This is a genomic window from Actinomycetospora endophytica (genome assembly GCF_021026375.1).
Classification (GTDB): Bacteria; Actinomycetota; Actinomycetes; order Mycobacteriales; family Pseudonocardiaceae; genus Actinomycetospora; species Actinomycetospora endophytica.
The window spans coordinates 178234-204354 of the sequence record NZ_JAJNDB010000003.1 but is presented as its reverse complement, the minus strand read 5'-3'; the positions used below and the strand labels follow the sequence as shown (position 1 = coordinate 204354).

The window sequence follows — 26121 nt, the reverse complement described above, 5'->3', positions numbered from 1 at the left end:
GGTCGATCTAGCGGACCGAGGGGACCCTTCGCCCAGCACCGAGGGCCGGCCCGGGTTCTGGCGACGGGCGCCCACGGCCCGTCCGTCCGAGCGACGGGGCCCTTCGCTCGGAACGGTGGCCCGGGTATTCGGAGCCGTCCTCGCGGGGCTGGGCCTGTTCGCCGCCTTCCCGCCGCTGGACTGGTGGTGGGCGGCGCCGCTCGGGATCGCGCTGCTGTGCGCCGTGGTCGACGGGCGGCGGTGCCGGGCGGCGTTCGGGTGGGGCGTCCTGGCCGCGCTCGCCTACGAGTTCCCGCTGCTGCACTGGACCGGCACCTACGTCGGCGCCGTGTGGCTGGGGGCGCTGGCGGTCGTCGTGCTGGCGACGGCGATCCCGGTCGCGCTCTTCCCGCTCGTCCGACGGATCCCCGGGACACCGCTGTGGGTGGCCTGCCTGTGGGTCGCCGGCGAGGCGCTGATCGAGCGGCTCCCGTGGGGCGGGTTCCCGTGGGCCAAGCTCGCGTTCGGGCAGGCGGGCGGGGCGTTCGCGAAGCTCGCCGCGCTCGGGGGCGCCCCGCTGGTCAGCTTCGGTGTCGTGCTCTCCGGCGCCGGGCTCTGGTGGCTGACGACGCTGCGGCGACCACCCCGACGGCGGGCCCTCGTCGCGGTCGGCGCGCTGGTCGCGGTGCTGGCCGGCCCCGTCGTCGGCCTCGCCACCCCGGCCCACGCCGCCGCCGAACCGGGCGACCGCACCGTCACCGTCGCCGCGGTCCAGGGCAACGTGCCCCGGGCGGGCCTGGACTTCGCGAGCCAGCGCCGGGCGGTGCTCGACAACCACGTCCGCGAGACCCGGCTGCTCGCCGCGCAGGTCGCGGCCGGGCAGCGTCCCCGCCCGGACCTGGTGATCTGGCCGGAGAACTCCTCGGACATCGACCCGTTCGCCAACGCCGACGCCCGCACCGAGATCCAGGCCGTCACCGACCAGATCGGGGTGCCGGTCGTCGTGGGCGCGGTGCTGCGCGGCGCGACCAACGCCGACGGCACGGCCTACGTCGAGGGGCCGCGCAACGCCGCCGTCGTCTGGACCCCGCACGTCGGTCCCACCGACCAGTACGTCAAGCGCCACCTGCTGCCCTTCGGCGAGTACATCCCGCTGCGTGGGCTCGCCTCGCTGTTCTCGAGCGACGTGGCCCGGGTGACCGACTTCCAGCCCGGCACCGGGACGCCGATGATCCACGCCGGTCCGGCGCGGCTCGGCGTCGCGACCTGCTACGAGGTGGTGTTCGACGACGACGTCCGCGACGCCGTGACCGCGGGCGCCGACCTGCTCACCGTCCCGACGAACAACGCCACCTTCGGCGACACGAACATGACCTACCAGCAGCAGGGGATGAGCCGGCTGCGGGCGATCGAGCACGACCGCGCCGTCGTCATCGCCGCCACCAGCGGGCAGAGCGCCGTCATCGCCCCGGACGGTGCGGTCCTGGACAGGACCGGGGCGCTCTACACCCCCGGCGTCCTCGTCGACCGCGTCCCGCTGCGCACGACGACGACCCCGGCGACGCGGCTCGGGCCGGCACCGGAGTGGGTCCTCACCGCGCTCGGGGTCGCAGCGGCCGCCACCGGAGTGGGCCTGGCGGTGAGACGGCGGCGCTCGACCGGGACGCCGGGGGACGCGGCATGACGGCGGATCGTCGCGACGGTTCCCCGACGGCCGCCGGTCCCTCCGACCCGACGGAGCCGCCCGCGGACGGCCGGGGCGTGCTCGTGGTCGTCCCGACCTACGACGAGCGCGAGAACCTGCCCGGCCTCGTCGAGCGGATCCTCGCGACCCTGCCCGCGGTCCGGCTGCTCGTGGTCGACGACGGGAGCCCCGACGGCACCGGCGCACTGGCCGACGACCTCGCCGCCCGGGATCCGCGCCTGTCCGTGCTGCACCACCACCCCCGCCGCGGGCTGGGTGCCGCCTACGTCGACGCGTTCGCGCACGTCATGGCCACCCACCCGGCGTCCGAGATCGGCTGGGTGGTGGAGATGGACGCCGACGGTTCCCACGCGCCCGAGGACCTGCCCGCGCTGCTGGCGAGCGCGCGGGCCGAGGGCGCCGATCTCGTGCTCGGGTCGCGCTACGTCCCGGGCGGACGCGTCGTGAACTGGCCCTGGTACCGCAACGCGCTCTCCCGGTCCGCGAACGTGTACTCGCGGCGGGCGCTGCGGCTCCCGGTGCGCGACGTCACCGGCGGGTTCCGGCTGTACCGCCGAGGGGTGCTCGACGAGGTCACGCGCACGCCGGTCTCGTCGCAGGGCTACTGCTTCCAGGTCGACATGGCGTTCCGGGTGCAGCGCGGCGGCCACGTCGTCCGCGAGGTCCCGATCACGTTCACCGAGCGAGCGGCGGGGGCCTCGAAGATGAGCGGCGCCGTCGTCCGGGAGGCCCTGTGGCGCATCACCGCCTGGGCCGTCCGGGATCGTCTGAACGCGCGAAAACGCTCCGCCACCCGACAGGAGTGACGGAGCGTTCGAGCGACGTCAGGCGCTCTCGGAGCGGCGCTCCTTGAGGAGTCCGAGGCGCTCGTCGAGGAGCTCCTCGAGCTCGGGCACGGAACGACGCTCGAGCAGCATGTCCCAGTGGGTCCTGGGCGGCTTGCTCTTCTTCTGCTCGGGCTCCGTGCCGTCGATGCGCTTGCCCTCCTCGCCATGGAGGCGGCACTCCCACGCGACCGGCGCCTCGGCGTCGTCGGAGAAGGGCACCTCGAAGTCGTGTCCCTTGGGGCACCGGTAGGCGAAGGAGCGACGGGGGGCGAGGTCGTGGTCGCGGTCGGTCTCGTAGCTGACGGCTCCGAGGCGGCTTCCACGGAGGACGCGGTCGGCCATGAATGCTGTCCTTTCCTCGACTGCGTGCGCGCCGCTCCCGGACGGATCCGTCGGCGACGCTCAGGTCCCAACGCCCGACGGGCCCGGTTCGTTCCCGTGACACTCGTCGGACACGTGGTCGTGACCCGACTCACGCGATGCAACGCGCGATCGTATCCGACCCCTGGCACACATCGACGTGTTCACGAGTGTGTTACCCGAGGTCGGCACAGATCACACCGCCGGGGGAGCAGCCTCCCACGCCCCGCGCACCGCGAGCACGTCCCGGAGCAGGTCCGGGCGGTCGGTCATGAGGCCGTCGACGCCGAGGTCGAGCAGGCGGTGCATCTCCGAGGCCCGGTCGACCGTCCACACGTGCACCTCCAGGCCGGCAGCGTGGGCGGCCCGCAGGCTGGTGGCGTCGACGACCGGCAGCCCGCCGAAGCGCACCGGGAGCTGTGCGAGGTCCCCGCCGACCGGCACGTGGCGCGAGATAGCCCGCGGCAGCACCGAGCGGGTCCGCAGCGACAGCGCCGCCCGCGCGGACACGCCGGTGACGACGCGGTCCCCGAACCGTTGCCGCACCGCCCGCAGCCTGCCCTCGTCGGTGCTGGCCACGGCCACGCGCTCGGCGACGTCGTCGCGCTCGAGCAGTTCGAGCATGGGCCGCAGGGCGCCGGGGGACTTGAGGTCGACGTTGAAGCGCATCCCCGGCAGGGCCTCCAGCGCCTCCTCCAGGCGGGGGAGCTTCTCCCGCCCGCGCACGCGCACCGGCGCCACGTCGGCCCACTCCATGGCGCGCAGCACGCCCGGGTGGCCGGCGACGCGGCGCAGCGTGGCGTCGTGGTGCACGACGAGGACCCCGTCGCGGGTGGCGTGCACATCGGTCTCGACGTACGAGTAGCCCTCGTCGCGGGCGCGTCGGAACGCCGCCAGCGTGTTCTCGAGGCCGGCGAGATCCCCGACGTGCCACCCGCGGTGCGCGAAGGCCCGTGGCCTGGAAGCGGCGAGATACGGATGACTGCGCGCGACCGGGATCACGGGCCGCAGTGTGCCCGACGGCGGCGTCGCGCGGGTGTCCACGCCGCGGCCGTCACGCGACCAGGAGATCCCCGACACGGTCAGCGACCCCCACATGGACCGATATTCGCCCGATTGCGATCACGGCGCGACGACAAACCGTGATCGAAACCGTACGACGATGATCAGACGTCACTCCGTGGCCACCTTGGGGGGATACGACACATGGAGTAGTGTCCGGTCAGTCACCAGCGGAGGCGGATACGGGGGACGGATGGCGCGGTCGCGGCACGGGCGCTCACGGAGTGGGTCCTCGTCGGCCGACTCCGGGCTCCCCACGTGGGCGCAGCGCCACCTCGACGAGGCGGGCGCCCCGACCTCCGTCCCGGCGAGTCTGCCCGCGTCGTCGTTCACCCGGCACCGCCACACCGCGGGGGGCGGGCCGAGCCGGCTCCGGGGCTGGGGCCTCGCGATCGTGTCGGTCGCCGCCGCGGCCACCGCGGTCCCGCTCGCCATCACCTCGCTGGCCAACGACCACTCCGGTGACCCGTTGCCCCGCGTCGACACCTACACGGCCGGCTCGCCCGGCCCGCTGCCCGGGAACGGGGCCGGCGGGAGCTCCGGACGCGACGCCGGCTCGGGCACCGTCCAGGCCGCGCCCGGGGCCGCGGGGACCGACCCGGCGACGGCGGGGGTGTTCGCCGCACCGCAGGTCGGCGCGCCGCAGGTGGTGGCGCCGCCGGCCGCCGCCGAGCCGATCGTCCCCGTGAGGGCCGTGCCCGCCGCGGTCGTCCGGGCGACGCCGACGCTCACGCCGAGCACCACGACGAAGACCACCACCACCCCGCGCTCGGCCACCCCGACCACGTCCACCGAGCAGGGCCGGTCGGCCACAAGGACGACGACGGCGCCGGCCTCGAAGGCGCCGTCGAGCTCGCCCAAGGCCCCGTCGAAGCCGTCCGGAGGGTCGTCGGGCGGGTCCTCCGGGGGCCAACAGCAGGGACTCGTCGGCGGTCTCGTCGAGACCGGCGGCAGCGTGGTCAATGGTGTCGCCCGCACGGCGGGCGGGCTGCTGGGCGGCGGCTGACCGACGCCGGTCACCCGGCAGCGGCGCACCGGGCCGCACCGGTGAGGTCTCCGGAGTTGCTGGGCCCGGTCACCCGCTGCCTCACGGCAGCGGCGCCCCGTCCGACAGCGCCGACGCGTAGAGGTCTCCGTGCTCGGCGATCCGCGCGAGCACCTCCTCCGGCGAGAACACCAGCTCCGTGGCATCGGTGCACTCCTCCACCTCGGCCCACGTCAGCGGCGTGGACACCGTCGGAGCCCCGTCGGCCGCCCGCGCCCGCAGCGAGTACGGCGCCACGGTGGTCTTCGCGGTGTTGTTCTGGCTCCAGTCGACGAACACCTTCCCGCGCCGGCGCTCCTTCGCCATGACCGCCGTGACGGACCCGGGGGTCTCCCGCGCCAGCGCCTCGGCGACGCGCTTGGCGTACTCGGAGGTCGACGACGCCTCGGCGTCGGGACCGAGCTCGACCGACGCCGTCATCTGCATGCCCTTCGAGCCGCTGGTCTTCACGCTCGCGACGAGGCCGTCGTCGTCGAGCCGCGCCCGGATGCGCCGCGCCACGGCGGCGCACTCGAGGAGGCCCGTGCCGGGGCCGGGGTCGAGGTCGAAGACGAGCTCGTCGGGCGGCAGCGGGTGGTCCTCGGCGTCGACCCGCCACTGCGGGACGTGGAGCTCGAGGACGGCGAGGTTGGCGAGGTAGACGAGCGCGGCGAGCTCCTCGACCACGACGAACGACGCGCTCGAGCTCCCGCGCGAGGAGCCGGGCGTGGGCACGACCACGGTGCGCAGCCAGGACGGGGCGTTGCGTCCCGCGTTCTTCTCGTAGAACGACTCGGCCTCGATGCCGTCCGGGAAGCGCCGCAGCGTCACCGGGCGGCCGGCGAGGTGGGGGAGCAGCGTGTCGGCGACGCGGGCGTAGTAGTCGATGACCGCGTTCTTGGTCCCCAGCCCGCCCGCCCCCGGGTAGAGCTCCTTGTCCAGGTTCGAGAGCTTCATCGCCCGACCGCCGACCGACACCCGCGGGGACTGGACGGCTCCGGCGGAGCGCTCCTTCGCCGTGCTCCCGTCGTCGACGCGGCGGGTGACCAGCCAGTCCTTCGGGTCGTCGTTGCGCGCCGGCCGGAAGAACACGAAGCGCCCGTCGACCCGCTCCCCGCGCAGCGTGACCGCGACCTCGTCGTCGCTCCACTTCTCGGTCTCGTAGGTCCCCGAGTCCCAGACGGTCATGCTCCCGCCGCCGTACTCGCCCTTCGGGATGTCGCCGTGGAAGTCGAGGTACTCGAGCGGGTGGTCCTCGGTGTGGACCGCGAGGCGCGGGGTGCCGGGCTTCTCCGGCAGCCCCTTGGGCACCGCCCAGCACACCAGCACGCCGCCGCGCTCGAGGCGCACGTCGTAGTGCAGCCGGCGGGCATGGTGCTCCTGGACGACGAAGCGCCCCCCGGCGTTCGTGTCGGTCCCGCCGACCTCGCCGAACGGCTCCGGCGTGCGCCCGGGATCCCGTTTGGCCCGATACGTCCCGAGCTCACCCATTCCTTCCCCTCTCGTCCGGACTGGATGTACCACCACGGTGAAGGATCCCACTGCCGAGCCCCGTGCCACCCGTCCGATGCGGGCATACGCTGCGGTCCCGGACAACCGATCGGTGCCGGGGAGCCGACGCCGCGCGAGCAGGGGTGGCGAGATGACGGTGGCTCGGAGTGCTGCGCACGAAGGGGCAGTGGCAGCAGCACGAGCTCGGTTGGCGGCGCTGCCCGCCGACGCCCCGGTGCGGTTGAAGAAGAAGACGTCGAACCTCTTCCGGTTCCGTGACGGCCGGGGCGGGCTCGAGGTAGACGGTCTCGATCGAGTGCTGCACGTCGATCCCGAAGCGCACACCGCCGACGTCGGGGGCATGACCACCTACGAGGACCTCGTGGCGGCCACGCTGCCGCACGGGCTGATGCCGCTGGTGGTCCCGCAGCTCAAGACGATCACGCTCGGGGGCGCCGTCGTCGGGCTCGGCATCGAGTCGACGTCGTTCCGCGACGGGCTGCCGCACGAGTCGGTGCTCTCGGCGGACGTGCTGACCGGTGCGGGCGAGATCGTCACCGCCACCCCGGACAACGACGCCGCCGACCTGTGGGCCGGGCTCGCCAACTCCTACGGCACCCTCGGCTACGCGGTGGCGCTGCGCATCGAGCTCGCGCCGGTGCGGCCGTTCGTACGGCTGCGGCACCTCCGCTTCGACGACGCGTCCGCGCTCGCGAAGGCCGTCGACGTGATCGCCGCGGAACGCTCGTACGACGGCGAGGCGGTCGACTTCGTCGACGGCACCGTCTTCGGGCCCTCCGAGACCGCGTCCGGACGCCCCGAGCAGTTCCTGACGCTGGGCCGGATGGTCGACGAGGCGCCGGAGCTCTCGGACTACACCGGCCAGCACGTCTACTACCGCTCGATCGCGCGGCTGGCCGATGCGGACGAGGCCGACCACCTGAGCATCCACGACTACCTGTGGCGCTGGGACACCGACTGGTTCTGGTGCTCGCGGGCGCTCGGGGTGCAGCACCCGCTGGTGCGCCGGTTCTGGCCCGGCCGCTACCGGCGCTCCGACGTCTACCGCCGGCTCGTCGCCCTCGACCGACGCTTCGGGCTCTCCGAGCGCATCCAGACGCGGATGACCGGTGCGGCCGGCGTGGAGCCGATCATCCAGGACGTCGAGGTGCCGGCGGACCGGCTCGCGGAGTTCCTCGAGTTCTTCCACGCCGAGATCGGCATCTCGCCGGTCTGGGTGTGCCCGCTGCGCCTGCGCGACACCGGCTCCGGCCCCCGGACCTGGCCGCTGTACCCGCTGGAGCCGGGGACGACCTACGTCAACGTCGGCTTCTGGTCGGACGCCCTGCTGACCGAGGGCATGGCTCCGGACCACCACAACCGCCTGATCGAGCAGAAGCTCATGGAGCTCGACGGCCACAAATCGCTGTACTCGACCTCGAGCTACAGCCGCGAGGAGTTCGACGCCCTCTACGGCGGCGAGGCCTACCGCCGCCTGAAGGCCCGCTACGACCCGGCGGGACGGCTGCCGGATCTCTACACCAAGTGCGTCACCGGCTGACGCCGCAACTGGGAGAACGAGGAGGAGCCGTGGGAGTCGCCGAGCTGTTCCGGCCGGTGCTGGGGGAGGACGCCCCGATCACCGTCCGCGCCTACGACGGAAGTGTCTCGACGCCCACCGGCGCCGGCTCCGTCGCCGAGATCGAGATCCGGACCGAGACGGCGCTGGCCTACCTGGCCGGCTCGCCGAACACCCTCGGGCTCGCCCGGGCGTACGTGTCCGGCCACCTCGACGTCGACGGTGACCTGTACACCGCGCTGACCGCGATGAGCGAGCTGACCATCTCCGACGTGTCGCCCGCGACGCTCGCGACGACGGCGCTGAAGCTCGCCCCGGTCCGGATGCGCCACCGCAACCTCGCGCCGCCGCCGCAGGAGCACCGCCAGCACGGCTGGATGCACTCGAAGGCCCGCGACGCCGAGGCGATCGCCCACCACTACGACGTGTCGAACCGCTTCTACGAGCTGGTCCTCGGCCCGTCGATGGCCTACACGTGCGCCGCGTACCCGAGCGAGACCGCGACGCTGGAGGAGGCGCAGTTCGCCAAGCACGCGCTGGTGGCGGACAAGCTCGCGCTGAAGCCGGGGATGCGCCTGCTCGACGTCGGGTGCGGCTGGGGCCAGATGTCGATGCACGCCGCCGAGCACCACGGCGTCCAGGCCCTCGGCGTGACGCTCTCCCGGGACCAGGCGCTGTGGGCGCAGAAGGAGGTCGCCCGCCGCGGCCTGTCCGACCTCGTCGAGATCCGGCACTGCGACTACCGCGACGTGCCCGAGGGCGAGTTCGACGCCGTCAGCTCGATCGGGCTCACCGAGCACATCGGACGGGCGCAGCTCAAGTCGTACTTCTCGTTCCTGTACTCGAAGCTGCGCACGGGCGGCCGGCTGCTCAACCACTGCATCACCCGGCCCGACGCCCGGCACCGCTCGCACGCGGACCCGTTCATCGACCGCTACGTCTTCCCCGACGGCGAGCTGCTGCCCGCGGGCTTCCTCATCTCGAGGATGAACGGCGCCGGGTTCGAGATCCGCCACGAGGAGAACCTGCGCGAGCACTACTCCAAGACGCTCAAGGCGTGGACGGCCAACCTCGAGGCGAACTGGGACGAGTGCGTCGCCGAGGCGGGCCAGGGCCGGGCCCGGGTGTGGAACCTCTACATGCCCGCGTGCGCGGTCGGGTTCGACCTCAACAACATCCAGCTCCACCAGGTGCTCGGGGTCAAGCTGGACGACCGCGGCCGCTCCGGCTTCCCGCTGCGACCGGCCTACTGAGTCACGACGTCGGGTCACGCCCCGCCGCGGAAGCGGCGGGCGGCCCCGGCCATGCGGGCGTCCTCGGCGTCGATCCGGCGCTGCTGGTCCGTGCGGTCGGTGACCCCGACGGGGCCGGTGCGCGGCTCGGCGTCGCGGGCCACGCCCGCGACGTGGGCGTCGGCGAGATCGAGCAGGCGGTCCAGCGCGATGTCGCCGGTGCGCGGGGCCGCCTGCCAGTCCGGCACCGGGACCGCGGGCTCCTCGGGGCGGGCGTGCGCCGGCCGGCGGGGCCCGCGGCTGCCGCCCCGGCGGCGAGGGGCGTCGTCGGCGGGGTCGGGCGACGAGGGCGGCGCCAGGCCCCGCTCGGTGATCAGCTGGCGGAGCTTCGTCAGGGCCCGGTGCTGGGCGACCCGCACGGCTCCGGCGGTGGACCCCACGGCCTCCGCGGTCTCCTCGGCGGACAGGCCGACGACGACGCGCAGGCGGAGCACCTCCCGCTGTTTCTCGGGCAGCTCGCCCATCAGCGCGGCCATCTCGTTCGAGTCGGCGGCCGCGAGGGCGTGCTGCTCCGGGCCGTCGTGGAGGTCCTCGCCCTCGGGGAGCTCGTCGACGGGGTCGGACCGGTCCCGGCCGGCGGCGCGGTGCGCGTCGACGACCTTGTGCTGGGCGATCCCGTAGACGAACGCGAGGAACGGCCGGCCCTGGTCCTGGTAGCCGGGCAGAGCCCGCAGGACCGCGAGGCAGACCTCCTGGGCGACGTCGTCGGGGGTGGCGTTGACCCGGTCGTACCCGCCGAGGCGGCTGCGGCAGTACCGCACCACCAGCGGACGCAGGATGCGCAGCAGGGTGTCCATCGCGCCGCGCTCACCGGCGAGCGCGGACGCGACGAGCCGGTCGAGGTCGCGGGGGTCCATCTGGTCACCGCTCACCGGTCGGCGGTCCCCGGGTCGGCGGCCGCCACCACGGCGGCCCACTGCCGCATGGCGTCGTCGAGGCGACCGGCGAACCCGGGCACCGGCAGTCCGAGCTCGGGCGCCGCACGGTCGCCGGGCACCCCCAGCCAGCGCAGCACGGCGAGGTCCCGGGCGAGCGGATCGAGGTGGCGCAGCGCCCGCAGCGGGCGGGCCTCGTCCGCGGCGAGCAGGCGCCACGGATCGGGATGACGCCAGCCGGGTTCGAACGACCGCGCCGCCAGCACGGACCGCGGGGCCGGGGGCAGGGTGGGCCGCGGCCGGTGGGTCGACGGCGCGGCGTGCCCGCCGAGGCTGCGGGCGGTCCGGGTCAGCAGCAGCCCCATCTCGAGGATGCGGGCGTTCTCGTCCAGCGCGCCGAGCTCGGCCCAGGTGCTGTGCACCGCCGCGCGGGTGAGCAGGAAGACCTCCGGCGGGGACGCGCCGTAGGCGTGACCGAACATGGTCACGAGCACCTGGACGGAGGCGTCGTGCCGGCGGAGGAAGTCGAGCAGGCCGACGGGATGCTCGTCGGAGTCGACGCGCTGCGAGGTCATCCCCGCGCTCGCCGTCCCGCGGGCGCGCACGGCGCCACCGTCTGCTGCTCCACGTCCTCGATCACCCGTGCCCCGAACCCCCCAGACGCGATCACCCGGTGCGGGACGGACAGCCCGCTCGACCCGGTCGTGATCACCTGACGTCGTCGCCGCGACCTGATCGGGGTCGCCGACCGGGCAGCGCGGCCACGCCGTCGTGTGACTCCACCGTGACCGACGGCTCCCCGCTCCGGAAGGCCCGCGTCGTCCGGCGGCACCTCCGGTGGCCTCAGTGGCACTTCGTAGGGCCACCCGTGTGACGGCGCCGCCCACCACCGGTCACCGCGTCGCGACGAACGGTGGGCGGTCAGCCCGGGCGGTCCTAGCACGTACCGCCCGGACGGTTGTGTCTATTAGACCATTCGGCAGAATTCTGGACGGTCGAACGGCCGCACTGCGGGTATCGGCACGCGGCGGGGGAGGCACGGGCCCGATGATCAGGGCCTCGCAGGGGGAGGGGCGCGATGCGATCACGGGGTCTGTCGGGCACCCGCGTCACGATCCTGCTCGCCGCGCTGCTGGCCGTGCTCGTCGTGGCCGGCGTGGTGCTCGGCGTCGTGGGCGGCCGGGCCTCGGCGCACGCCGACGACGAGGCCGCGGTCCTCACCGCCGTCCGGACGCACCTCACCGACCTCGTCGCGGCACCCTCGTCGCCGACCGCACGCACCCGGGCCGTCGACGGCGCGACGGGGCCCTGGCGGGCGCGGCTCGAGAGCGGGACGCCTCCGACGGCGGCCGGCTCCGCCGTCGTCGTGCGCGCGGTGGGCCTGGAGTCCCTCGACGGCGACTCCGCCCGCGTGCTCGCCGCGGCGCGGGTGGCCGACGGGTCGTCGCAGCGGGCCTGGCGGGTGGACGCCGGGCTGACCCGCGCGGACGGCCGGTGGCTCGTGAGCGACCTGCGGGAGGTCCCGTGACGACCCGCGCCCGGCTCCTCGTGGTGGGCCTCGCGGTCGCGGTGGTCGCCGCCGCCGTCGTCGTCGGGCTGCTCGCGAAGCGCGCGGTCGTCGCGGGGGAGACCGACGCGGCTGCGCGGGACGCGGCGCAGGCGGCCGGGGCGCTCACCCCGGTGCTGCTGGGCTACGACTGGCGCACCGTCGACGCGGACGCCGAGCGCATCGACACCGCGACGACCGGGCCCTTCGCCGCGCAGAACCACGCGATCGTCGCCGGCCTCGTCGTCCCGGCCGCTGTCGACGGGCACGCCACCTCGTCGGCGACGGTCTCGGGCGTCGGGGTGGTCACCGCGACACCGGAGCGCGTCGAGACGGTGGTGCTCTACACCCAGACCACCACCCGCGACGGCGACCCGGCACCCCGCCGCGACGCCCGCAGCGCCCGGGTCGTCCTGGAGCCCGACCCCGACGACGGGCGCTGGCTCGTCGCCGGGTTCGACGCCCTCTAGCGCTCCTCGTCGAGGAACGCCGTGATCGCCGCGGCGACCCGCTCGGGCGCCTCGAGCTGCAGGAAGTGCCCGGCGCCGGGCACCGCGACCACGCGCTCGGGCGGCATCAGCTCGGCGGCCAGGGCGCTCGACTCGGGCCGCAGGCAGCCGTCCTCGGTGCCGTACAGGTAGAGCAGCGGGTGCCGCGGGATGCCGAACACCGCGCGCTCCTCACGGCGGTAGCGGGGCAGCTGCCGCCACCGCTGCGCCCAGGCGCGGTAGTAGCGCAGCGCGGCGGTGCGGCGGGCGGGGGAGTCGAGCGCGGCCAGGACCCGGGGCACGTCCTCGGACGCGTCGTAGCCGGGGGACCAGTCGGCCCAGAGCCTCGGGACGAGCCGGGGGATGGACGCCTCGGAGACGACCGGGAGCTGCTGGAAGAGCATGTACCAGCTCGCGCGGGCCTGGCGGGCGAGCAACCCGACGTCGCGGTTCCGGGCGGCGACCGCGGCGAACTCCATCGGCGGCACGGCCAGCGTCACCACCCGCGACCAGAGATCCGGCGCGTGCACCGCGGCGCCGTACGCCGCCACCGCACCCCAGTCGTGCCCGACCAGCAGCGCGGGCCGCTCGTCGCCGAGCGCCCGGCGCAGCGCGACGGCATCCGCGACGAGGGCGCCGGTCTGGTAGCTGCCGTCCGGGGCGAGCCCGGTCGGGGCGTAGCCCCGCAGGAACGGCGCGACCACCCGGTACCCCCGCGCGGCCAGGACCGGCGCGAGGTGGCGCCACGAGTGGGCGGTGTCGGGATAGCCGTGCAGCAGGACGGCGAGCGGGCCGTCGTCGGGTCCACTGGTCAGGTACGCGACGTCGAGCCCACCCAGCCTGATCCGCTGCATCTCCACGGGCCGGACCCTAGATCACTCCCGGCCGGACGAAATCCAGTCGTCGGAGGAGAACGTGAAGTTGCGGCTGCCCTCGACGAGGTCGGCGGCCGCGTCCAGGCGCGCCTTCTGGTCCGCGGACAGCATGAGCCCCACGGCGCCGGCGTTCTCGACCACGCGCTGCGCGGACCGGGTGCCGGGGATCGGGACGGTGGGCAGACCGAACGCCGCGCCCTGGGCGTAGACCCAGGCGAGGGCGACCTGCGCGGCGGTGACGTCGAGCTCGCCGGCGACCTCCCGGACGACCTCGACGACCTTCTGGTTGGCGTCGAAGTGGTCGGCCAGCCGCGGCTGCTTGGACAGCATCGTCGAGGCCACCCGCTCCGCGGTGACCGTGCCGGTGAGGAACCCGCGCCCGAGCGGGCTGTAGGGCACGAAGCCGACGCCGAGCTCCGCGGCCCTCGGCACGACGTTGGCCTCGACGTCGCGGGACCAGATGCTCCACTCGCTCTGCACCGCGGCGATCGGGTGCACGGTGGTCGCCTCGGCGAGCTCGGCGGCGGTGACCTCGGAGAGCCCGAGGTGGCGGACCTTGCCCTCGGCGACCAGCTCGGCCATGGCCCCGACGGTCTCGGTGATCGGCAGGTCGAGCTGCCGGCGGTGCATGTAGTAGAGGTCGATGGTCTCGACGCCGAGGCGGCGCAGCGAGTTCTCGCAGGCCTGCCGCACGTAGTCGCGGTCGCCGCGGGTGGGCACCGCGCCGTCGCCGACCTTGCCGGTGATGCCGAACTTGGTGGCGAGCTGCACCTCGTCGCGCCGGTCGGCCAGCACGCGGCCGAGCAGTTCCTCGTTGGTGCCGGCCGGGCCGGTCGTGCCCTCGCGCGGGGTGCCGTAGACGTCGGCGGTGTCGAGGAAGGTGACGCCGGCGTCGAGCGCGGCGTGCAGCGTGCGGACGGCCTCGTCGGGGTCGGTGGTGCCGTAGACGTCGGACAGCGCCATCGACCCGAACCCGAGCGCGCTGACGTCGAGGCCGTTGCCGAGGCTGACGGTCGGAAGACTGGTCATGGGAACGACGCTAGGGGCTGCAGCGCGCTCGAACGCAAGCTCACCGGGGTCGCCCGCTACCCGCCGACCCTCCCGCCCGATCCGATAATCGACATTATGTCAGATGGACTGGTGGACCCCTCTCCGGAGCCGGTGGCCCCTCTCCTGGGCACGAGGGGTACGTCAGGCAGCTCGCGAGCCCGTCTGGCGCGCCTGGAGTGCCCCTGATCAACGAGGCGATGACGGGCGCGGGCGCGACGGGCACACCACGCCGACACTGACGCCAAGCGCCTGTCGGTCTGCCTCATGTGCTGATGATCAACGGCGAGCCGGCCGCATCCCCTCGAACGCCGACCGCATCACGATCACCGGGACGCCACGGCTGCAGCCGGGCCCGCGGGACGACCATGCGGTCCCGTTGATCACGCCGCACTCCGACCGAGCAGCGCCAACGTCGTCATCCACGGATCGTCGCCCTCGACGTCCAGCGGCGGGGCGAACGCCGCACCGGGCGCCTCCCGCCCCGGACCCGTCGGCACCGCGGCCGCCCCGGCGTGCACGAGCTGGGCCAGGTCGTCGTCCGGGCGGAACTCCAGGCCGACGGTGGTCGCGACGTCCCAGGTGTGCACGACGGTGTCGAGCAGGTGGAAGCGGAGCGCCGTCGACACCGGGAAGCGCCGCTCCGGGGAGATCTCGACGAGCAGGACCTCCCGCTCCCCCGGCGCCGCCTCGAACGCCGCTGCGACCCGCTCGGCCGAGGCCTCCCACGCGGCCGCGGTGAACGCCCGCGGGGCGAACGCGGCGACCGGCACGCCCGCCGCACTCTCCACGGCGTCCGCGAAGCCGTGGTTCTGCCCGACCATGTGCTCGAGCAGCGCCCGCAGGTCCCATCCGGCGCACGGGCTCGGCCGGCTCAGCTGGTCGGTCCGCACATCCCGGATGAGCGAGGTCGCCACGTCGAGCGCCCGCCGATGAACGGCCACCGCATTCGTCTGCATCAGTATATCATCTACTCATGTAGATGGATTCGTCAAGCCGATAGAGTCCACGCCGTGGCCGACGACCGCCCTGACCTCGGCGCGCTGGCCCACCGCCTCACGCGGGCGATCGCCGCGGCCGAGGCGCCGATCCTCGCGGCCCGGGACCTCACGATGTGGGACTACGTGGTGCTCACGGCGCTCGGCTCCGGCCCGGCACCGACCCAGGCCCAGCTCGCCGGGACCACCGGCCGCGACCAGACCCGTCTGATCCCGATCCTCGAGCGCCTCCAGGCCCGGGGGCTGATCGGCCGGGCGCCGGACCCGGACGACCGACGCCGGCGGGTCGTCACCCTCACGCCCGACGGCAGCACCCTGCTACTGGAGTGCCGGAGCGCGATCCGGGACCTCGAGTCGCGGCTGCTGTCCGGCCTCGACGCGGCGGACCGGGAGCCGTTCGTCCGGGCCCTGCAGCGGCTGGCCGGACCGGGCGGGACGGCGAGCGAGTAGCTGCGCGCGGCGTTCGAGCCCGGGCCGTGGTCGACTCCGCGGGAGGGCTCGCCACGCCGTCGGGATCAGGACGGGAAGACGAACGAGTACCCCTGCGCGCGCAACCGCGGGATCAGCTGTTGGAGCGCCTGGACCGTCTGCCCGCGCGGCCCGCCGCCGTCGTGGAACAGGATGATCGCGCCGGGCCGGACCCCGCGCTCGACGGACGCGACGATCGCCGCCGTGCCCGGCCGGGTCCAGTCGCGGGTGTCGACCGTCCACCCGAGCGGCTGCATCCCGGCCTGGGCGGACCGGGACAGCAGGGTCGGCGTCCACCGACCTTCCGGGGCGCGGAAGTAGTCGACGTCCGCACCGCCGGAGGCGCTCACCAACATGTCCCGGCTGGCCCGCAGCTGCGTGTCCATGACGGCCGGGGTGCGGGTGCCGATCGCGGGGTCGTGCGTGATGGTGTGGTTGCAGAGCCGGTGGCCGGCCGCGACGACGCGCCGTACGAGGTCCGGCCGCGCCCGGGCCTGCTGCCCGATCTCGCAGAACGTCGCGGTGACGTCGTTGCGGGCGAGGACGTCGAGGATCCTCGGAGTGTCCGCGGCCGGCCCGTCGTCGAAGGTCAGCGCGACGACCTTGCCGCCGGGCCGGGCGACCGAGAGCAACCCGCCACTCGGGCGGGGCCGCGCCGGAGCGGCGGCGGCGGCGTCGACCGGGACCACGACGACGGGTCCGGCGGCCAGCGTCGTCGCGGGGCCGCGGTCGAGCAGGACCACCGAGGCGACACCGACGACCAGCCCGACGACGGCCCACAGCCCCGCCCAGCGAGACACGAACGGGGACCGCTTCACACGCTGTCGCCGAACAGCCACGTCACTCCTGTCCCGTGCGCCTCATGGATCGCAAGAGTCACACGGTAGAGGGACGGGGCCTGCGATCACCGCGACGCGCCGTGACCTCCGAACGCCGTGGCGGGCCGCGACGCCGACCGGGGTCGCGCGGGTCGGCCGGCACCGGGCCGGTAGCGTCGCGGCCGTCCGAGGCCCCCGTCGTGCGCCGGGCCGGACCTCCACAACGCCGGACGAGAGGGTGGGCGGCCGTCAGCGAGCTGGTAGCAAGCGTCCACGGCTGGCCGATCTATCTCGTCGTCGGCCTGCTCGCGTTCGGCGAGTCCGCCGCGTTCATCGGGCTGGTCCTGCCGGGCGAGACCGCCATGGCGCTCGGCGGCGCCCTGGCCGGGACCGGGCAGGCCGACCTGCGCATCATGCTCGCGACGGCGGTCGGGGCCTCGATCCTCGGGGACGCGGCGGGCTACGCGATGGGCCGGTCCTGGGGACCGCGGTTGCGCTCGAGCCGGGCCGGTCAGTGGTTGGGCGAGGGACGGTGGGAGCGCAGCGAGCAGCTCCTGTACGACCGCGGCCCGATCGCGGTGTTCTGCGGGCGCTGGGTCGGCATCCTGCGCGCGGTGGTCCCTCTGGTGGCCGGGATGAGCCGCATGCCACTGGGCCGGTTCACCATCTGGAACGCGGCGGGCGCGAGCACCTGGGCCAGCGCGGTCGTGCTGGTCGGCTACTTCGCCGGGAACTCCTTCGACCGCGCCGAGGCCTGGATCGGTAACTCCGCCGGTGCACTGCTGGCCGTCGCGGCCGTCGCCGGGGCGGTGGTGGGCGCCCACCGCTGGTACGAACGCAAGCGGGCCGAGCGGACGAAAGCGCAGCCGAGCTCGCGGCGGGCGACCGCACCCAGAGCCGTGACCGCCTCGACGTAGGCCGGTCGGCTCCGCCCGACACGACGACGGCGTCAGCTCCCGCCGTCGATCTCCTCGCGCCACATCGCGGTCTTCGTCCGGTAGCCCGGCGCGATCGCGACGCCGCGCTCGTCGAGGAGCTGCTCGAACGCCGTCGCGGTCGGGCCCACCTCCCGCGGCGAGCACCGGGTGGAGATCTCCACGAGCTCACGGCCGCTGGGGAACCGGAAGTGCTCGAGGTCGGCGCGGCGCAGGCCCAGCGCCGGCGCCGAGACCTTGACCCGCCGCACCACCAGCGGTCCGTGCACGTGCAGGTCCCACAACATGGCGTCGTCCAGGACCTCCTCGCCGCCGCGGCAGGCCCACGCCCGCTGCGTCGGGGAGAGCACCTCACCCGACTTGACCACGCCGGCGATCACCTCGGCCGCCGCCGCGGAGTCGATCTCGCGCCGGACCTCGACGTCCTGCCACATCCCCCCGGGCACCACGTCGATCTCCACCCGCACACCGCGCCGCGGTATCCGATCGCGCGAGATGCCGTTGTGGTGGGCCGAGACCGCGAGGTCGAAGCGACCCCGCGCCCGCCGTCGGAGGCGGATCTCCACGCCCGCGCGGACCAGGCCGAGCTCGGCGGTGTCGAGCAGGTACACCTGGCGGACGCTCCAGGTCGGGGCGCCACGCCCGGTCAGGGCCTCGGCGGCTCGCCCGGCCGGGGGCAGGAGCAGGGTCTTGAGCTCGACGCTGTCGGCGTGGGCGCACTCGGCGCCGATCCGGGCGAGTGTGTCGGGTGACCCGAACTCCTGCACGTCAGATCGGCCTCCCACCGGGCGGACACACGGCCCCGTCGACGGTGTCGCCCGAGAGGACCATAGCTCCCTCCCCCGGACGCGGACAGCGCACGGCGCCGAACCCGGACGGTCGGGCACATCGACCCCGGCGAACGGAGGGGGTCGCCACGCCGGACGGAAGTTTTCTCGACGTCGTCGCGGCACCGTCTGTGCTGCGCACAGGTGGTACAACCCATGTTGCGTCGATGATCAAGATGTGCCCGGGGCCCGGCTCCCCCTTGCCGACCCCGGGTCGGCTCCCTAGGGTCGGGTGTGGCTCAGCACACACCGTTCATCGGCTGATCACATTCGGTCGCCGGAAGAACCGTGTGTCCTGCCGCCCGGCGGTCGAAAAGATCAGCTCAACGGTCGAGAGAGACCTGTGGCGGCACCGTGCGCACGGATGGGGACATCTCGCGCGCACGACTTGGAGGAGCCCATGGCAACGCCCGGAACGCGTCCGCAGGACGCGCGACGACGTTCGCTCCGCTCGCTCTCGCTGCCGACAGGTAGGGCATTCGAGACGAGGAGGTACGGCCGATGACGGCCACGGACAATCGATCAGAAGAGTTGCACGCAGCGGGCCTGGACGGGCAGAACAGGACGGCCCTCGGCCGCCTGCTCGGTACCGGGAGCGTCGGGTACGGCGAGAAGGGCTCCGACGGGATCATGCGCGCGACGGTGCGGATCCCGGAGGACGAGCTGATCTGGGAGCCCTCGATCCTCGTGTTCCCCGAGGGCGGCGAGGTCGAGCTCACGCTCATCAACGACGACAAGAACACCCACTGCGCGGTGCTGCCCAACAACGGTGACCCCAAGATCATCTGGTTGGTCAACCACTCCAAGGGTACGGCCCGCCTCAGCCTCGGCGGACCTGGGACCTACTACTACGGCTCCACGACCGGCAACGACGAGGGGCGCGGGCTGACCGCGGCGCTCGTGTTCGGTGGCGAGGTCCCCGACTCGGCCAAGATCGACCGTCCGCCCCAGCCTCGTCCCTGAGTTCGCGCCCACACCGAGAGAGGAGAATTCGTCATGACCGACTACGTGGACGCCGGCGAGGCCGTCTCGCACAAGACCCTCAGCGCCACCAAGGGCAACGCGCCCGCCACCGGTGACGTCAACTACGAGCGCATCAAGGGCGCGACGTCGGAGCCGCAGAACTGGCTCACCTACTACGGCACCTACGACGGGCAGCGCTACAGCGGCCTGGACCAGATCACCAAGGACAACGTCAAGAAGTTGACCCCCGCGTGGGTCTTCCAGGCCGGCATGGCCGGCCTGACCTCCGGTGCGTCGACCTACTCGTTCGAGGCGTCCCCTCTGGTCGTCGAGGGCGTCATGTACGTCTCCGGTCCGGAAGGCAAGCTCTGGGCCATCGACGCCGTCACCGGCGACGAGCTCTGGCGCTACAAGCACGCCTCGCCCTACGACGTCTCGCTGTGCTGCGGAAACGTCAACCGCGGCGTCGCCGTGGGCCACGGCAAGGTGTACCTCTACACCCTCAACGCGCACATCATCGCGCTCGACGCACAGACCGGTGACCTGGTTTGGGACGTGACCAACGGCGACGTCCGAGCCGGGGAGAGCGGCACCGTCGCGCCGCTGATCGTCAAGGACATGGTCATCGTCGGGAGCTCCGGCGGGGAGTTCGGCCTTCGGGGACACCTGGACGCCTTCGACGCCCAGTCCGGCGAGCGCCGCTGGCGCTGCTACACCATCCCGAAGCCGGGCGAGCCCGGCTCGGAGACCTGGCCGGACGACGGCGAGGCCTGGCAGCGCGGCGGGGCCAACTGCTGGGTCACTCCGAGCTACGACCCGGAGCTCGAGCTGCTCTACCAGGGCACGGGCAACCCGGCGCCGGACTTCGACGGCGGCGTCCGTGAGGGCGACAACCTCTACACCGACTCGACCATCGCGGTCGACGTGAACACCGGCCAGATCCGCTGGCACTACCAGTTCACGCCGCACGACCTGTGGGACTACGACTCCACGATGGAGAACGTCCTGTTCGACGCACCGGACGGGCGCAAGCTGCTCGCCCACGCGGACAAGAACGGGTACTTCTTCGTCCTGGACCGTACCAACGGCGAACTGGTGCGGGTGTTCCCCTTCGTCGACCGCATCACCTGGGGCGAGATCACCCCGGACGGGAAGGTCACGCCGAAGGTCTACCCGGACGAGGAAGGCGTCCCGGTGCACTTCTGGCCGGGGCCGGCCGGCGGCAAGGAATGGACCCACATGTGCTACAGCCCCCAGACGGGGCTGATCTACGTGCCGGTCCAGGAGGTCGGGGCGACCGCGACCCGCAGGCGCCGCGAGTTCAAGGAGAGCATCCCGTACTGGGGGGCCGGCGTCGCCGTCGACCTCGACGACCACTACGGGTTCGTGGCCGCCATCGACCCGCTCACGGGCGAGGAGAAGTGGCGCTGGAACAACGAGTACCCGATGTGCGCCTCGACGCTGGCCACCGCGGGCGGGCTCGTGTTCCAGGGCACGCCGACGGGTGAACTCGTGGCCCTGGACGCCTCGACCGGCGAGCAGCTGTGGTCGTTCCAGTGCGGCAGCGGGCACCACTCGAGCCCGTCGACGTACTCGGTGAACGGCCGGCAGTACCTGGCCGTGCCGACCGGCTGGGGTGGCTGGATCGAGGGCTTCCTGCCCGGCCTCCTGGGTGCCGCGGCCGGCGACGCGCTGTTCGTCTTCGCGCTGCCGGAGTGAGGACCGCGGGGTTCACGGCGCCTTGTCCCGTGAACCCCGACCATGCACGAGGACCACATCCGCTCACGAGGAGGTGAAAGCCGTGGAGATCCAGACGTGGGAGACCCCGCAGTTCGAGGAGATCGGAGTCGCCCCTGAGGTGACGATGTACGTCGCCCAGATGGACGACTGACCCGAGACAAGCCGCGGAGGGGCGCCGGACGAGTTCCGGCGCCCCTCTGCGGCGTATCAGCGTCGATTTCGGTCGGGATCCGTCAGGAGATGGCATGACTGTCGATCAGACGATGGCCGGGCCGGAGGCCGTCCGCTGGCTCTGCGAAATGTGCGGCTTCATCTACGATCCGGAGGAGGGTGACCCCGACAGCGGCATCCCGCCCGGGACGCCCTTCGAGGACATCCCGGACGACTGGATGTGCCCGATCTGCGGAGCCGAGAAGTCGGACTTCCGCGCGCTGGAACCGGGCGAGTTCCCGGAGATGTGAGGATGTCGATCAGATGATCACCGGTTACGGCCACTTCGTCCAACTCGCCGATTCGTTGCAGTGGGACGAGACCGCAATCGACCTCACGGCCGACATCGAGGCCTGGGGCAAGCTCGAGGACCAGGAGTACGACCAGATCCTCGGGCTGCTCGCCGGCTTCTGCGTGGGCGAGACGTCGGTCGCCGTGCACCTGACGTCGTTCGAGGCCAAGGCCACGATCGACGACTCCATGGCGGCGTGCTTCCGGTCCCAGGCCCGGGACGAGGCCCGTCACGCCCGGTTCTTCGACCGGGTCGTTTCAGAGGTGGCCGGTATCCCCGGCGCCAACATGACCGAGCGCCTCGAGGTCCTCCGTGAGCGGGTCAGCCCGGAGCTGCTCGAACTGTTCGAGGAGCGCCTCCCGGCCCTCGCCTATGCCCTCGCCGACGACCAGGAGGAGCTGACCTCCGCGGTCGGGCTCTACCACATGATCCTGGAGGGCGTGGTCCTCACCGCGGGCCAGCACGCCCTGCTGAAGGCGCTCTCGCAGCTGTCGGTGAAGATGCCGGGCGTCCACAAGGGGATGGAGCTCGTCCTGCGGGACGAGCGCTGGCACATCGGCTTCGGCTCCCGCGTGATCCAGAGCGCCGACATCGTCGACGACGAGATGGAGGAACTCCTCAACCGGGGCACGGAGGCGTCCAAGGCCTGGGGGAACCTCATCTCCTCCGACGACATCGACAAGGTGAAGCAGCTCCACCAGCGTCGTCTCAAGGCCGTCGGCATCAAGTTCTGGTAGACCGTCCGCGTCTCGTCAACGCCGTGCCGGAGGGTCGGGCACGCCCTCGAGGAAAGTAGCCCACCGCCGTGAACCTCGCCGTCGCCGGCATCACGTTCGGGATCGTCGCGCTCGCCGAGCTGCCCGACACCAGCGCCCTGGCCACGGTGGTCCTCGGCAGCCGCTTCCCCCCGCGCCTGGTGCTGGTGGGGGTGATGGCGGCGTTCGTCGTGCACACCGTGCTCGCGGTCGTCGCCGGGAGCCTCGTGGCGCTGCTCCCCCGCCGGCCGCTCGAGATCGCGCTGGTCGTCGTCTTCCTCGTCGGCGCGTTCCTGCTGCTGCGCGAGGACGACGACGATGACGACGACCTGGAGCTCGCCGGGACGCCCGGTTCACGCTGGCGGGTGGTGGCCACCAGCTTCGGGGTCATCCTGCTCGCCGAGCTCGGCGACCCGACCCAGATCGTCATCGCCACGCTCACCGCCCGCTACGCCGACCCGCTGGCCATCGGGATCGGCGCGGTCCTCGCCCTCTGGGGCGTCTCGGTCCTCGCGGTCTACGGCGGCAGCCGGCTGCGCCGGGTCGTGCCCTACCAGTGGCTGACCCGGATCGCCGCCGCGCTCCTCGTCGTCCTCGCCGTGCTCACCGCGATCGACGTGATCACCGAGTGACGCGGCTCAGCGGGGCAGCTTCACGACGCTGACGAAGAAGTCGTCGATCTGGCGGATCACGTCGATGAACCGCTCGAAGTCGACGGGCTTCGCGACGTAGGCGTTGGCGTAGAGGTTGTAGCTGCGCAGGATGTCCTCCTCCGCCTGGGAGGTCGTGAGGACGACCACCGGGATGCTGCGCAGCGACTCGTCGGACTTGATCTCCTCGAGCACCTCGCGGCCGTCCTTGCGGGGCAGGTTGAGATCCAACAGGATCAGGCCCGGCCGCGGCGCGCCGGCGTGCTCGCCCTCCCGGCGCAGGAATGCGAGCGCCTCCACGCCGTCGGGGACGACGTGGAGCTGGTTGCGCAGCTTGTGGTGCTCGAAGGCCTCGCGGGTCATCAGGACGTCGCCCTCGTCGTCCTCGACCAGCAGCACGTCGATCTCGGCCGGATCAGACACGGCTCTCCTCCTGGTTGCCCGGGGCGGTCGCCCCGGGGGTCGGCGCTTGCTCGGGCACTTCCTCGGACCGTTCCTCGGGCAGGACGGGGAGCGCGACGACGAACGTGGTCCCCTCGCCGGCGGAGTCCTCCAGCCAGATGGCCCCGCCGTGATGCTCGACGATCTTGCGGCACATGGCCAGACCGATCCCGGTCCCGGGATAGGTGGACTTGGGATGCAGTCGCTGGAAGATCGTGAAGATGCGCTCGGCGTACTCGTGCTCGATGCCGATGCCGTTGTCGGTGACCCGGAGCAGCCAGCGGTCGCCGTCGCGGGTGGCGCTCACGTGGGCGCGCGGCGGCGCCTCGCCCCGGAACTTCAGCGAGTTGCCGAGCAGGTTCTGGAAGACCGTGGTCAGCAGCACGGGATCGGCCCGAACCCGCGGCAGCCGGTCGTGGGTGATGCGCCCGTCGTTCTCCTCGAGGGCCCCCGCGAGGTTCTCGGTGGCCTGATCGAGGACGGTGCCCGCGTCCACCACCTCGTCGCCGAGCTCCGAGCGCCCGACCCGGGAGAACGCGAGCAGGTCGTTGATCAGCACCTGCATCCGCTTGGCGCCGTCGACCGCGAACTCGATGTACTGGTCGGCGCGCTCGTCGAGCTCGCCGCTGTAGCGCCGCTGCAGCAGCTGGCAGAAGCTCGCGACCTTGCGCAGCGGCTCCTGGAGGTCGTGCGAGGCGACGTAGGCGAACTGTTCGAGGTCGGAGTTCGAGCGCTGCAGCTCGCGGCCCTGCTCGTCGAGCTCGCGGCGTGCGGCCTCGATGTTCGCCATCTCGCTGGTCAGGGCGCGGCGCATCGCGTCGACGTCGCGGCCGAGCCCGGCGATCTCACGCGGGCCCTGGACCGCGACCTCCCACTCGAGGTCGCCGTCCGCGACGACGCGGACCTCGGCCGCCAGGCGCTCGGTGGGGCGGACGACGACCCGGCGCAACCACAGCAGGAGCACGGCGAGCCCGAGCGCCAGCGCCACCAGCACGAGGATGGTCACCAGTCGCAACGTGCCGACCGCGGAGTCGAGGGCCTGGCGCGCGGCGTCGCGGCGGGCCGTGAGCACCGTCGTGAGCGAGGTCAGCGACGAGCGCACCCCGTCGAACGCGACCTTGCCGGCATCGGCGTTCGGGGCCGGGGCCCGCGCGTTCATCGCGGCGATCGCCGGGTCGGCGTACGACGCACGCCACTGCGCCGAGCGCGCTTCCACCGCCTCGAGGTCGCCCAGCCCCTCGGCCGGCCCGATCAGGCCGCGCAGGTCGCCGGCGAGCTGTGCCTCGAGGTCGCGGCCGCGGGTGTAGGGATCGAGGAAGGCCTGTTGCCCGCCGAGCACGTACCCGCGGATGCCGGTCTCCTGGTCGAGCAGGGCGGCGTTGAGCTGCGCGACGTCGACCAGGGCGGGGTCGAGCCGGTCGAGGAGGTCGGCCCGGTGACGGTCGAGGGCGACCATCGCGGTCCCGGTGACCAGGCCCCCGAGCAGCAGCACGACCAGGCCGATGATCGTGCACAGGGCCAGCAGCCGGCTGAGGGAGCGCTGATCGACCTCGCCTCCGGACCCCTGCGGGCTCCCGGTCTCCACGGCGCTCACCGCTGCGAGACCAGCAGGACGGCGGCGACGTCGTCGGCGCGCTCGTCGGTCAGCTCCCCGACCCGGAGGATCAACCGGTCGAGCAGCCGGTTCGGGGTCGGCGGCCACGGCCGGTGGCCGTGCGATCCGCCGTTGCGCGTCGCGGGGACGGCACGATCCTCGCTGTCCTCGACGCACTGCTCGACGATCGTGAGCAGGCCGTCGGTGTCGAGCACGCCCTCGTCGCCGTCCGGGTCGGTGCCGGTCGTGTCGAAGTCAGCGTTCGGGCGACCCTCGATGAGGCCGTCGGTGTAGAGCAGCAACGCCCACTGGACGGGGAGCGGCATCTCGAGGACCTCCCAGTGGTCGTCCGGCAGCACGCCGATCGGCCGACCCAGGTGCGTGCTGGGCAGGGGCTGCGCCGGCCCGTCCTGCTGGAGCAGGATCGGCGGCGGATGACCGGCGAGGCGGACCCGCGCGTGACGCTCGTCGAGGTCGATGGTGAGCAGGGCCAGCGTCGCGAACAGGCCGGGGAGCTCCCGTTCGTGGACGAGCAGGCGGCTCAGCGTCGGGAGCAGGGCGGCCTCGTCGGCGCCCGAGAGGATCATCGCCCGCCACGCGATCCGGAGGTTCACCCCGAGCGCCGCCTCGTCGGGACCGTGCCCGCAGACGTCGCCGATGACGACGTGCAGCGTGCCGTCCGGCCCCTCGACGGCGTCGTAGAAGTCGCCGCCGAGCAACCGCCGCTGGCCACCGGGCTCGTACCGGACGGCGATCTGCACGCCGGGGTCGGCGACCAGCGGTGTCGGGAGCAGCCCGCGTTCCAGCCGGGAGTTCTCCTCGGCACGCGCGTTGGCGTCCCAGAGCTGGCGCCGGACCCGTTCGCCGCGGACGCGCTCGGCGGCGTAGCGCAGCGCCCGGGTCAGCGAGGGACCGTCCACGGAGTCCTTGAGGAGGTAGTCCTGCGCGCCCGCCCCGACGGCCTCGGCGCCCAGCATCTCGTCGTGCCGCCCGGTCAGCACCACGACCGCCGGACCGTCCCCGGCCCGCAGGACCCGCTGCAGCGCGTCGAGTCCGTGCGCGTCGGGCAGGGCGAGGTCGAGCAGCACGCACTCCACGGTGGCCAGGGCCTCCTCGGCCTCGGCCACGGTCCGGACCCGCTGCAGGGACACCGCGAGTCCGCTCACCGTCTCGGCGTCGGCGAAGTGCTCGGCGACCAGCAGGGCGTCGCCGTCGTCGTCCTCGACCAGCAGCACGGACATGGGTGCCGCCGACTCCTGTACTGCTTGCGCCACCGGCAC

The 26121-nt window shown here is 73.3% G+C and carries 28 protein-coding genes; 15 read left to right on the top strand and 13 right to left on the bottom strand.

Translation table 11 applies throughout. From position 1 onward, the window contains the following. The first annotated feature begins 115 nt into the window (after nucleotides 1-115). Both lnt and LQ327_RS16375 read left to right on the top strand, forming a co-directional pair. The gene (gene lnt / locus LQ327_RS16380; protein WP_230735547.1) at nucleotides 116-1663 is read left to right on the top strand and encodes an apolipoprotein N-acyltransferase; all 1548 of its coding nucleotides are present in this window, start codon (nucleotides 116-118) and stop codon (nucleotides 1661-1663) included. After that, a complete protein-coding gene (locus LQ327_RS16375) occupies nucleotides 1660-2490 on the top strand; it encodes a polyprenol monophosphomannose synthase (RefSeq protein WP_230735545.1) in 831 nt (276 codons plus the stop codon). The genes lnt and LQ327_RS16375 overlap by 4 nt, the downstream gene beginning before the upstream one ends. Before the next feature lie 18 nt (nucleotides 2491-2508). On the opposite strand, the gene LQ327_RS16370 is transcribed toward LQ327_RS16375, so the two are convergent. Together LQ327_RS16370 and LQ327_RS16365 are read right to left on the bottom strand one after the other, a co-directional pair. Beyond that, on the bottom strand, nucleotides 2509-2853 hold the full coding sequence (locus LQ327_RS16370; protein ID WP_230735543.1) for an RNA polymerase-binding protein RbpA: 345 nt from the start codon (nucleotides 2851-2853) through the stop codon (nucleotides 2509-2511). Nucleotides 2854-3066: 213 nt separating this feature from the next. Beyond that, a complete protein-coding gene (locus LQ327_RS16365) occupies nucleotides 3067-3969 on the bottom strand; it encodes a glycerophosphodiester phosphodiesterase family protein (RefSeq protein WP_230735541.1) in 903 nt (300 codons plus the stop codon). A gap of 157 nt (nucleotides 3970-4126) precedes the next feature. Here LQ327_RS16365 and LQ327_RS16360 point away from each other — a divergent pair, with 157 nt between their 5' ends. Then, nucleotides 4127-4939 (top strand): hypothetical protein, encoded by an 813-nt coding sequence (locus tag LQ327_RS16360; RefSeq protein WP_230735538.1) that lies wholly within the window; start codon nucleotides 4127-4129, stop codon nucleotides 4937-4939. Nucleotides 4940-5020: 81 nt separating this feature from the next. On the opposite strand, the gene ligD is transcribed toward LQ327_RS16360, so the two are convergent. Then, nucleotides 5021-6448: a non-homologous end-joining DNA ligase gene (gene ligD, locus LQ327_RS34810; RefSeq protein ID WP_308286330.1), complete on the bottom strand. Its 1428-nt coding sequence runs from the start codon at nucleotides 6446-6448 to the stop codon at nucleotides 5021-5023. A gap of 151 nt (nucleotides 6449-6599) precedes the next feature. Between ligD and LQ327_RS16345 the strand changes: the two genes are divergently transcribed. Both LQ327_RS16345 and LQ327_RS16340 read left to right on the top strand, forming a co-directional pair. Then, a complete protein-coding gene (locus LQ327_RS16345; RefSeq protein WP_230735537.1) occupies nucleotides 6600-8009 on the top strand; it encodes an FAD-binding oxidoreductase in 1410 nt (469 codons plus the stop codon). 29 nt (nucleotides 8010-8038) lie between these two features. Continuing rightward, a complete protein-coding gene (locus LQ327_RS16340) occupies nucleotides 8039-9280 on the top strand; it encodes an SAM-dependent methyltransferase (protein ID WP_230735534.1) in 1242 nt (413 codons plus the stop codon). Nucleotides 9281-9294: 14 nt separating this feature from the next. Here the strand turns inward: LQ327_RS16340 and LQ327_RS34805 are convergent, their stop codons facing one another. Then, complete coding sequence (locus LQ327_RS34805; RefSeq protein WP_308286329.1) at nucleotides 9295-10191, bottom strand: sigma-70 family RNA polymerase sigma factor; 897 nt, start codon at nucleotides 10189-10191, stop codon at nucleotides 9295-9297. Beyond that, on the bottom strand, nucleotides 10188-10799 hold the full coding sequence (locus LQ327_RS16330; protein ID WP_230735532.1) for a hypothetical protein: 612 nt from the start codon (nucleotides 10797-10799) through the stop codon (nucleotides 10188-10190). Before LQ327_RS16330 ends, LQ327_RS34805 begins: the two co-directional genes overlap by 4 nt. A gap of 473 nt (nucleotides 10800-11272) precedes the next feature. Between LQ327_RS16330 and LQ327_RS16325 the strand changes: the two genes are divergently transcribed. Both LQ327_RS16325 and LQ327_RS16320 read left to right on the top strand, forming a co-directional pair. Beyond that, nucleotides 11273-11722: a hypothetical protein gene (locus LQ327_RS16325; RefSeq protein ID WP_230735529.1), complete on the top strand. Its 450-nt coding sequence runs from the start codon at nucleotides 11273-11275 to the stop codon at nucleotides 11720-11722. Next, nucleotides 11719-12210, top strand: a complete 492-nt coding sequence (locus LQ327_RS16320) for a hypothetical protein (RefSeq protein WP_230735527.1) — start codon at nucleotides 11719-11721, stop codon at nucleotides 12208-12210. The genes LQ327_RS16325 and LQ327_RS16320 overlap by 4 nt, the downstream gene beginning before the upstream one ends. Here LQ327_RS16320 and LQ327_RS16315 read toward each other — a convergent pair. From LQ327_RS16315 to LQ327_RS16305, 3 genes are all read right to left on the bottom strand, one after another. Then, a complete protein-coding gene (locus tag LQ327_RS16315) occupies nucleotides 12207-13082 on the bottom strand; it encodes an alpha/beta fold hydrolase (RefSeq protein ID WP_230736234.1) in 876 nt (291 codons plus the stop codon). The two genes, LQ327_RS16320 and LQ327_RS16315, sit on opposite strands and share 4 nt — an antisense overlap. Before the next feature lie 21 nt (nucleotides 13083-13103). Beyond that, nucleotides 13104-14132: an aldo/keto reductase gene (locus LQ327_RS16310; RefSeq protein WP_230735525.1), complete on the bottom strand. Its 1029-nt coding sequence runs from the start codon at nucleotides 14130-14132 to the stop codon at nucleotides 13104-13106. A 401-nt stretch (nucleotides 14133-14533) separates the two neighbouring features. After that, on the bottom strand, nucleotides 14534-15109 hold the full coding sequence (locus LQ327_RS16305; protein ID WP_230735523.1) for a TIGR03086 family metal-binding protein: 576 nt from the start codon (nucleotides 15107-15109) through the stop codon (nucleotides 14534-14536). A gap of 54 nt (nucleotides 15110-15163) precedes the next feature. On the opposite strand from LQ327_RS16305, the gene LQ327_RS16300 reads away from it, so the two are divergent. Beyond that, on the top strand, nucleotides 15164-15598 hold the full coding sequence (locus tag LQ327_RS16300) for a MarR family winged helix-turn-helix transcriptional regulator (protein ID WP_230735522.1): 435 nt from the start codon (nucleotides 15164-15166) through the stop codon (nucleotides 15596-15598). Between the two features lie 65 nt (nucleotides 15599-15663). On the opposite strand, the gene LQ327_RS16295 is transcribed toward LQ327_RS16300, so the two are convergent. Next, on the bottom strand, nucleotides 15664-16416 hold the full coding sequence (locus LQ327_RS16295) for a polysaccharide deacetylase family protein (RefSeq protein WP_230735519.1): 753 nt from the start codon (nucleotides 16414-16416) through the stop codon (nucleotides 15664-15666). A 119-nt stretch (nucleotides 16417-16535) separates the two neighbouring features. Between LQ327_RS16295 and LQ327_RS16290 the strand changes: the two genes are divergently transcribed. Then, nucleotides 16536-17351, top strand: a complete 816-nt coding sequence (locus tag LQ327_RS16290) for a DedA family protein (RefSeq protein ID WP_230735517.1) — start codon at nucleotides 16536-16538, stop codon at nucleotides 17349-17351. 32 nt (nucleotides 17352-17383) lie between these two features. Here LQ327_RS16290 and LQ327_RS16285 read toward each other — a convergent pair whose 3' ends face one another. Continuing rightward, nucleotides 17384-18136: a hypothetical protein gene (locus LQ327_RS16285; protein ID WP_230735515.1), complete on the bottom strand. Its 753-nt coding sequence runs from the start codon at nucleotides 18134-18136 to the stop codon at nucleotides 17384-17386. Nucleotides 18137-18697: 561 nt separating this feature from the next. Here LQ327_RS16285 and LQ327_RS16280 point away from each other — a divergent pair. The 6 genes from LQ327_RS16280 (at nucleotide 18698) to LQ327_RS34795 (ending at nucleotide 22788) form a co-directional block, all read left to right on the top strand. Beyond that, nucleotides 18698-19159, top strand: a complete 462-nt coding sequence (locus LQ327_RS16280; RefSeq protein WP_230735514.1) for an MSMEG_3727 family PQQ-associated protein — start codon at nucleotides 18698-18700, stop codon at nucleotides 19157-19159. Nucleotides 19160-19192: 33 nt separating this feature from the next. Continuing rightward, on the top strand, nucleotides 19193-20878 hold the full coding sequence (locus LQ327_RS16275; protein WP_230735511.1) for a pyrroloquinoline quinone-dependent dehydrogenase: 1686 nt from the start codon (nucleotides 19193-19195) through the stop codon (nucleotides 20876-20878). A gap of 82 nt (nucleotides 20879-20960) precedes the next feature. Continuing rightward, nucleotides 20961-21050: a pyrroloquinoline quinone precursor peptide PqqA gene (gene pqqA / locus LQ327_RS34800; protein ID WP_230735509.1), complete on the top strand. Its 90-nt coding sequence runs from the start codon at nucleotides 20961-20963 to the stop codon at nucleotides 21048-21050. 94 nt (nucleotides 21051-21144) lie between these two features. Then, the gene (gene rd / locus LQ327_RS16265) at nucleotides 21145-21360 is read left to right on the top strand and encodes a rubredoxin (RefSeq protein ID WP_308286328.1); all 216 of its coding nucleotides are present in this window, start codon (nucleotides 21145-21147) and stop codon (nucleotides 21358-21360) included. 13 nt (nucleotides 21361-21373) lie between these two features. Further along, nucleotides 21374-22138, top strand: coding sequence for a ribonucleotide-diphosphate reductase subunit beta (locus tag LQ327_RS16260; RefSeq protein WP_230735506.1), 765 nt, complete (start codon nucleotides 21374-21376; stop codon nucleotides 22136-22138). 68 nt (nucleotides 22139-22206) lie between these two features. Beyond that, nucleotides 22207-22788 (top strand): TMEM165/GDT1 family protein, encoded by a 582-nt coding sequence (locus LQ327_RS34795; protein WP_230735504.1) that lies wholly within the window; start codon nucleotides 22207-22209, stop codon nucleotides 22786-22788. Nucleotides 22789-22794: 6 nt separating this feature from the next. On the opposite strand, the gene LQ327_RS16250 is transcribed toward LQ327_RS34795, so the two are convergent. The 3 genes from LQ327_RS16250 to LQ327_RS16240 are packed head-to-tail and all read right to left on the bottom strand — an operon-like array spanning nucleotide 22795 to nucleotide 26115. Continuing rightward, nucleotides 22795-23229 (bottom strand): response regulator, encoded by a 435-nt coding sequence (locus LQ327_RS16250; protein WP_230735502.1) that lies wholly within the window; start codon nucleotides 23227-23229, stop codon nucleotides 22795-22797. Continuing rightward, nucleotides 23222-24841: a sensor histidine kinase gene (locus LQ327_RS16245; RefSeq protein ID WP_230735500.1), complete on the bottom strand. Its 1620-nt coding sequence runs from the start codon at nucleotides 24839-24841 to the stop codon at nucleotides 23222-23224. Before LQ327_RS16245 ends, LQ327_RS16250 begins: the two co-directional genes overlap by 8 nt. Next, a complete protein-coding gene (locus LQ327_RS16240; RefSeq protein ID WP_230735498.1) occupies nucleotides 24838-26115 on the bottom strand; it encodes a PP2C family protein-serine/threonine phosphatase in 1278 nt (425 codons plus the stop codon). The genes LQ327_RS16245 and LQ327_RS16240 overlap by 4 nt, the downstream gene beginning before the upstream one ends. Nucleotides 26116-26121 lie beyond the last annotated feature (6 nt).

Coding starts and splice junctions, on each gene's coding strand:
- LQ327_RS16375 (WP_230735545.1), top strand. CDS start 1,660: ATGACGGCGGATCGTCGCGACGGTTCCCCGACGGCCGCCGGTCCCTCC.
- LQ327_RS16370 (WP_230735543.1), bottom strand. CDS start 2,853: ATGGCCGACCGCGTCCTCCGTGGAAGCCGCCTCGGAGCCGTCAGCTAC.
- LQ327_RS16365 (WP_230735541.1), bottom strand. CDS start 3,969: ATGTGGGGGTCGCTGACCGTGTCGGGGATCTCCTGGTCGCGTGACGGC.
- LQ327_RS16360 (WP_230735538.1), top strand. CDS start 4,127: ATGGCGCGGTCGCGGCACGGGCGCTCACGGAGTGGGTCCTCGTCGGCC.
- ligD (WP_308286330.1), bottom strand. CDS start 6,448: ATGGGTGAGCTCGGGACGTATCGGGCCAAACGGGATCCCGGGCGCACG.
- LQ327_RS16345 (WP_230735537.1), top strand. CDS start 6,600: ATGACGGTGGCTCGGAGTGCTGCGCACGAAGGGGCAGTGGCAGCAGCA.
- LQ327_RS16325 (WP_230735529.1), top strand. CDS start 11,273: ATGCGATCACGGGGTCTGTCGGGCACCCGCGTCACGATCCTGCTCGCC.
- LQ327_RS16315 (WP_230736234.1), bottom strand. CDS start 13,082: ATGCAGCGGATCAGGCTGGGTGGGCTCGACGTCGCGTACCTGACCAGT.
- LQ327_RS16310 (WP_230735525.1), bottom strand. CDS start 14,132: ATGACCAGTCTTCCGACCGTCAGCCTCGGCAACGGCCTCGACGTCAGC.
- LQ327_RS16305 (WP_230735523.1), bottom strand. CDS start 15,109: ATGCAGACGAATGCGGTGGCCGTTCATCGGCGGGCGCTCGACGTGGCG.
- LQ327_RS16280 (WP_230735514.1), top strand. CDS start 18,698: ATGACGGCCACGGACAATCGATCAGAAGAGTTGCACGCAGCGGGCCTG.
- LQ327_RS16275 (WP_230735511.1), top strand. CDS start 19,193: ATGACCGACTACGTGGACGCCGGCGAGGCCGTCTCGCACAAGACCCTC.
- rd (WP_308286328.1), top strand. CDS start 21,145: ATGACTGTCGATCAGACGATGGCCGGGCCGGAGGCCGTCCGCTGGCTC.
- LQ327_RS16260 (WP_230735506.1), top strand. CDS start 21,374: ATGATCACCGGTTACGGCCACTTCGTCCAACTCGCCGATTCGTTGCAG.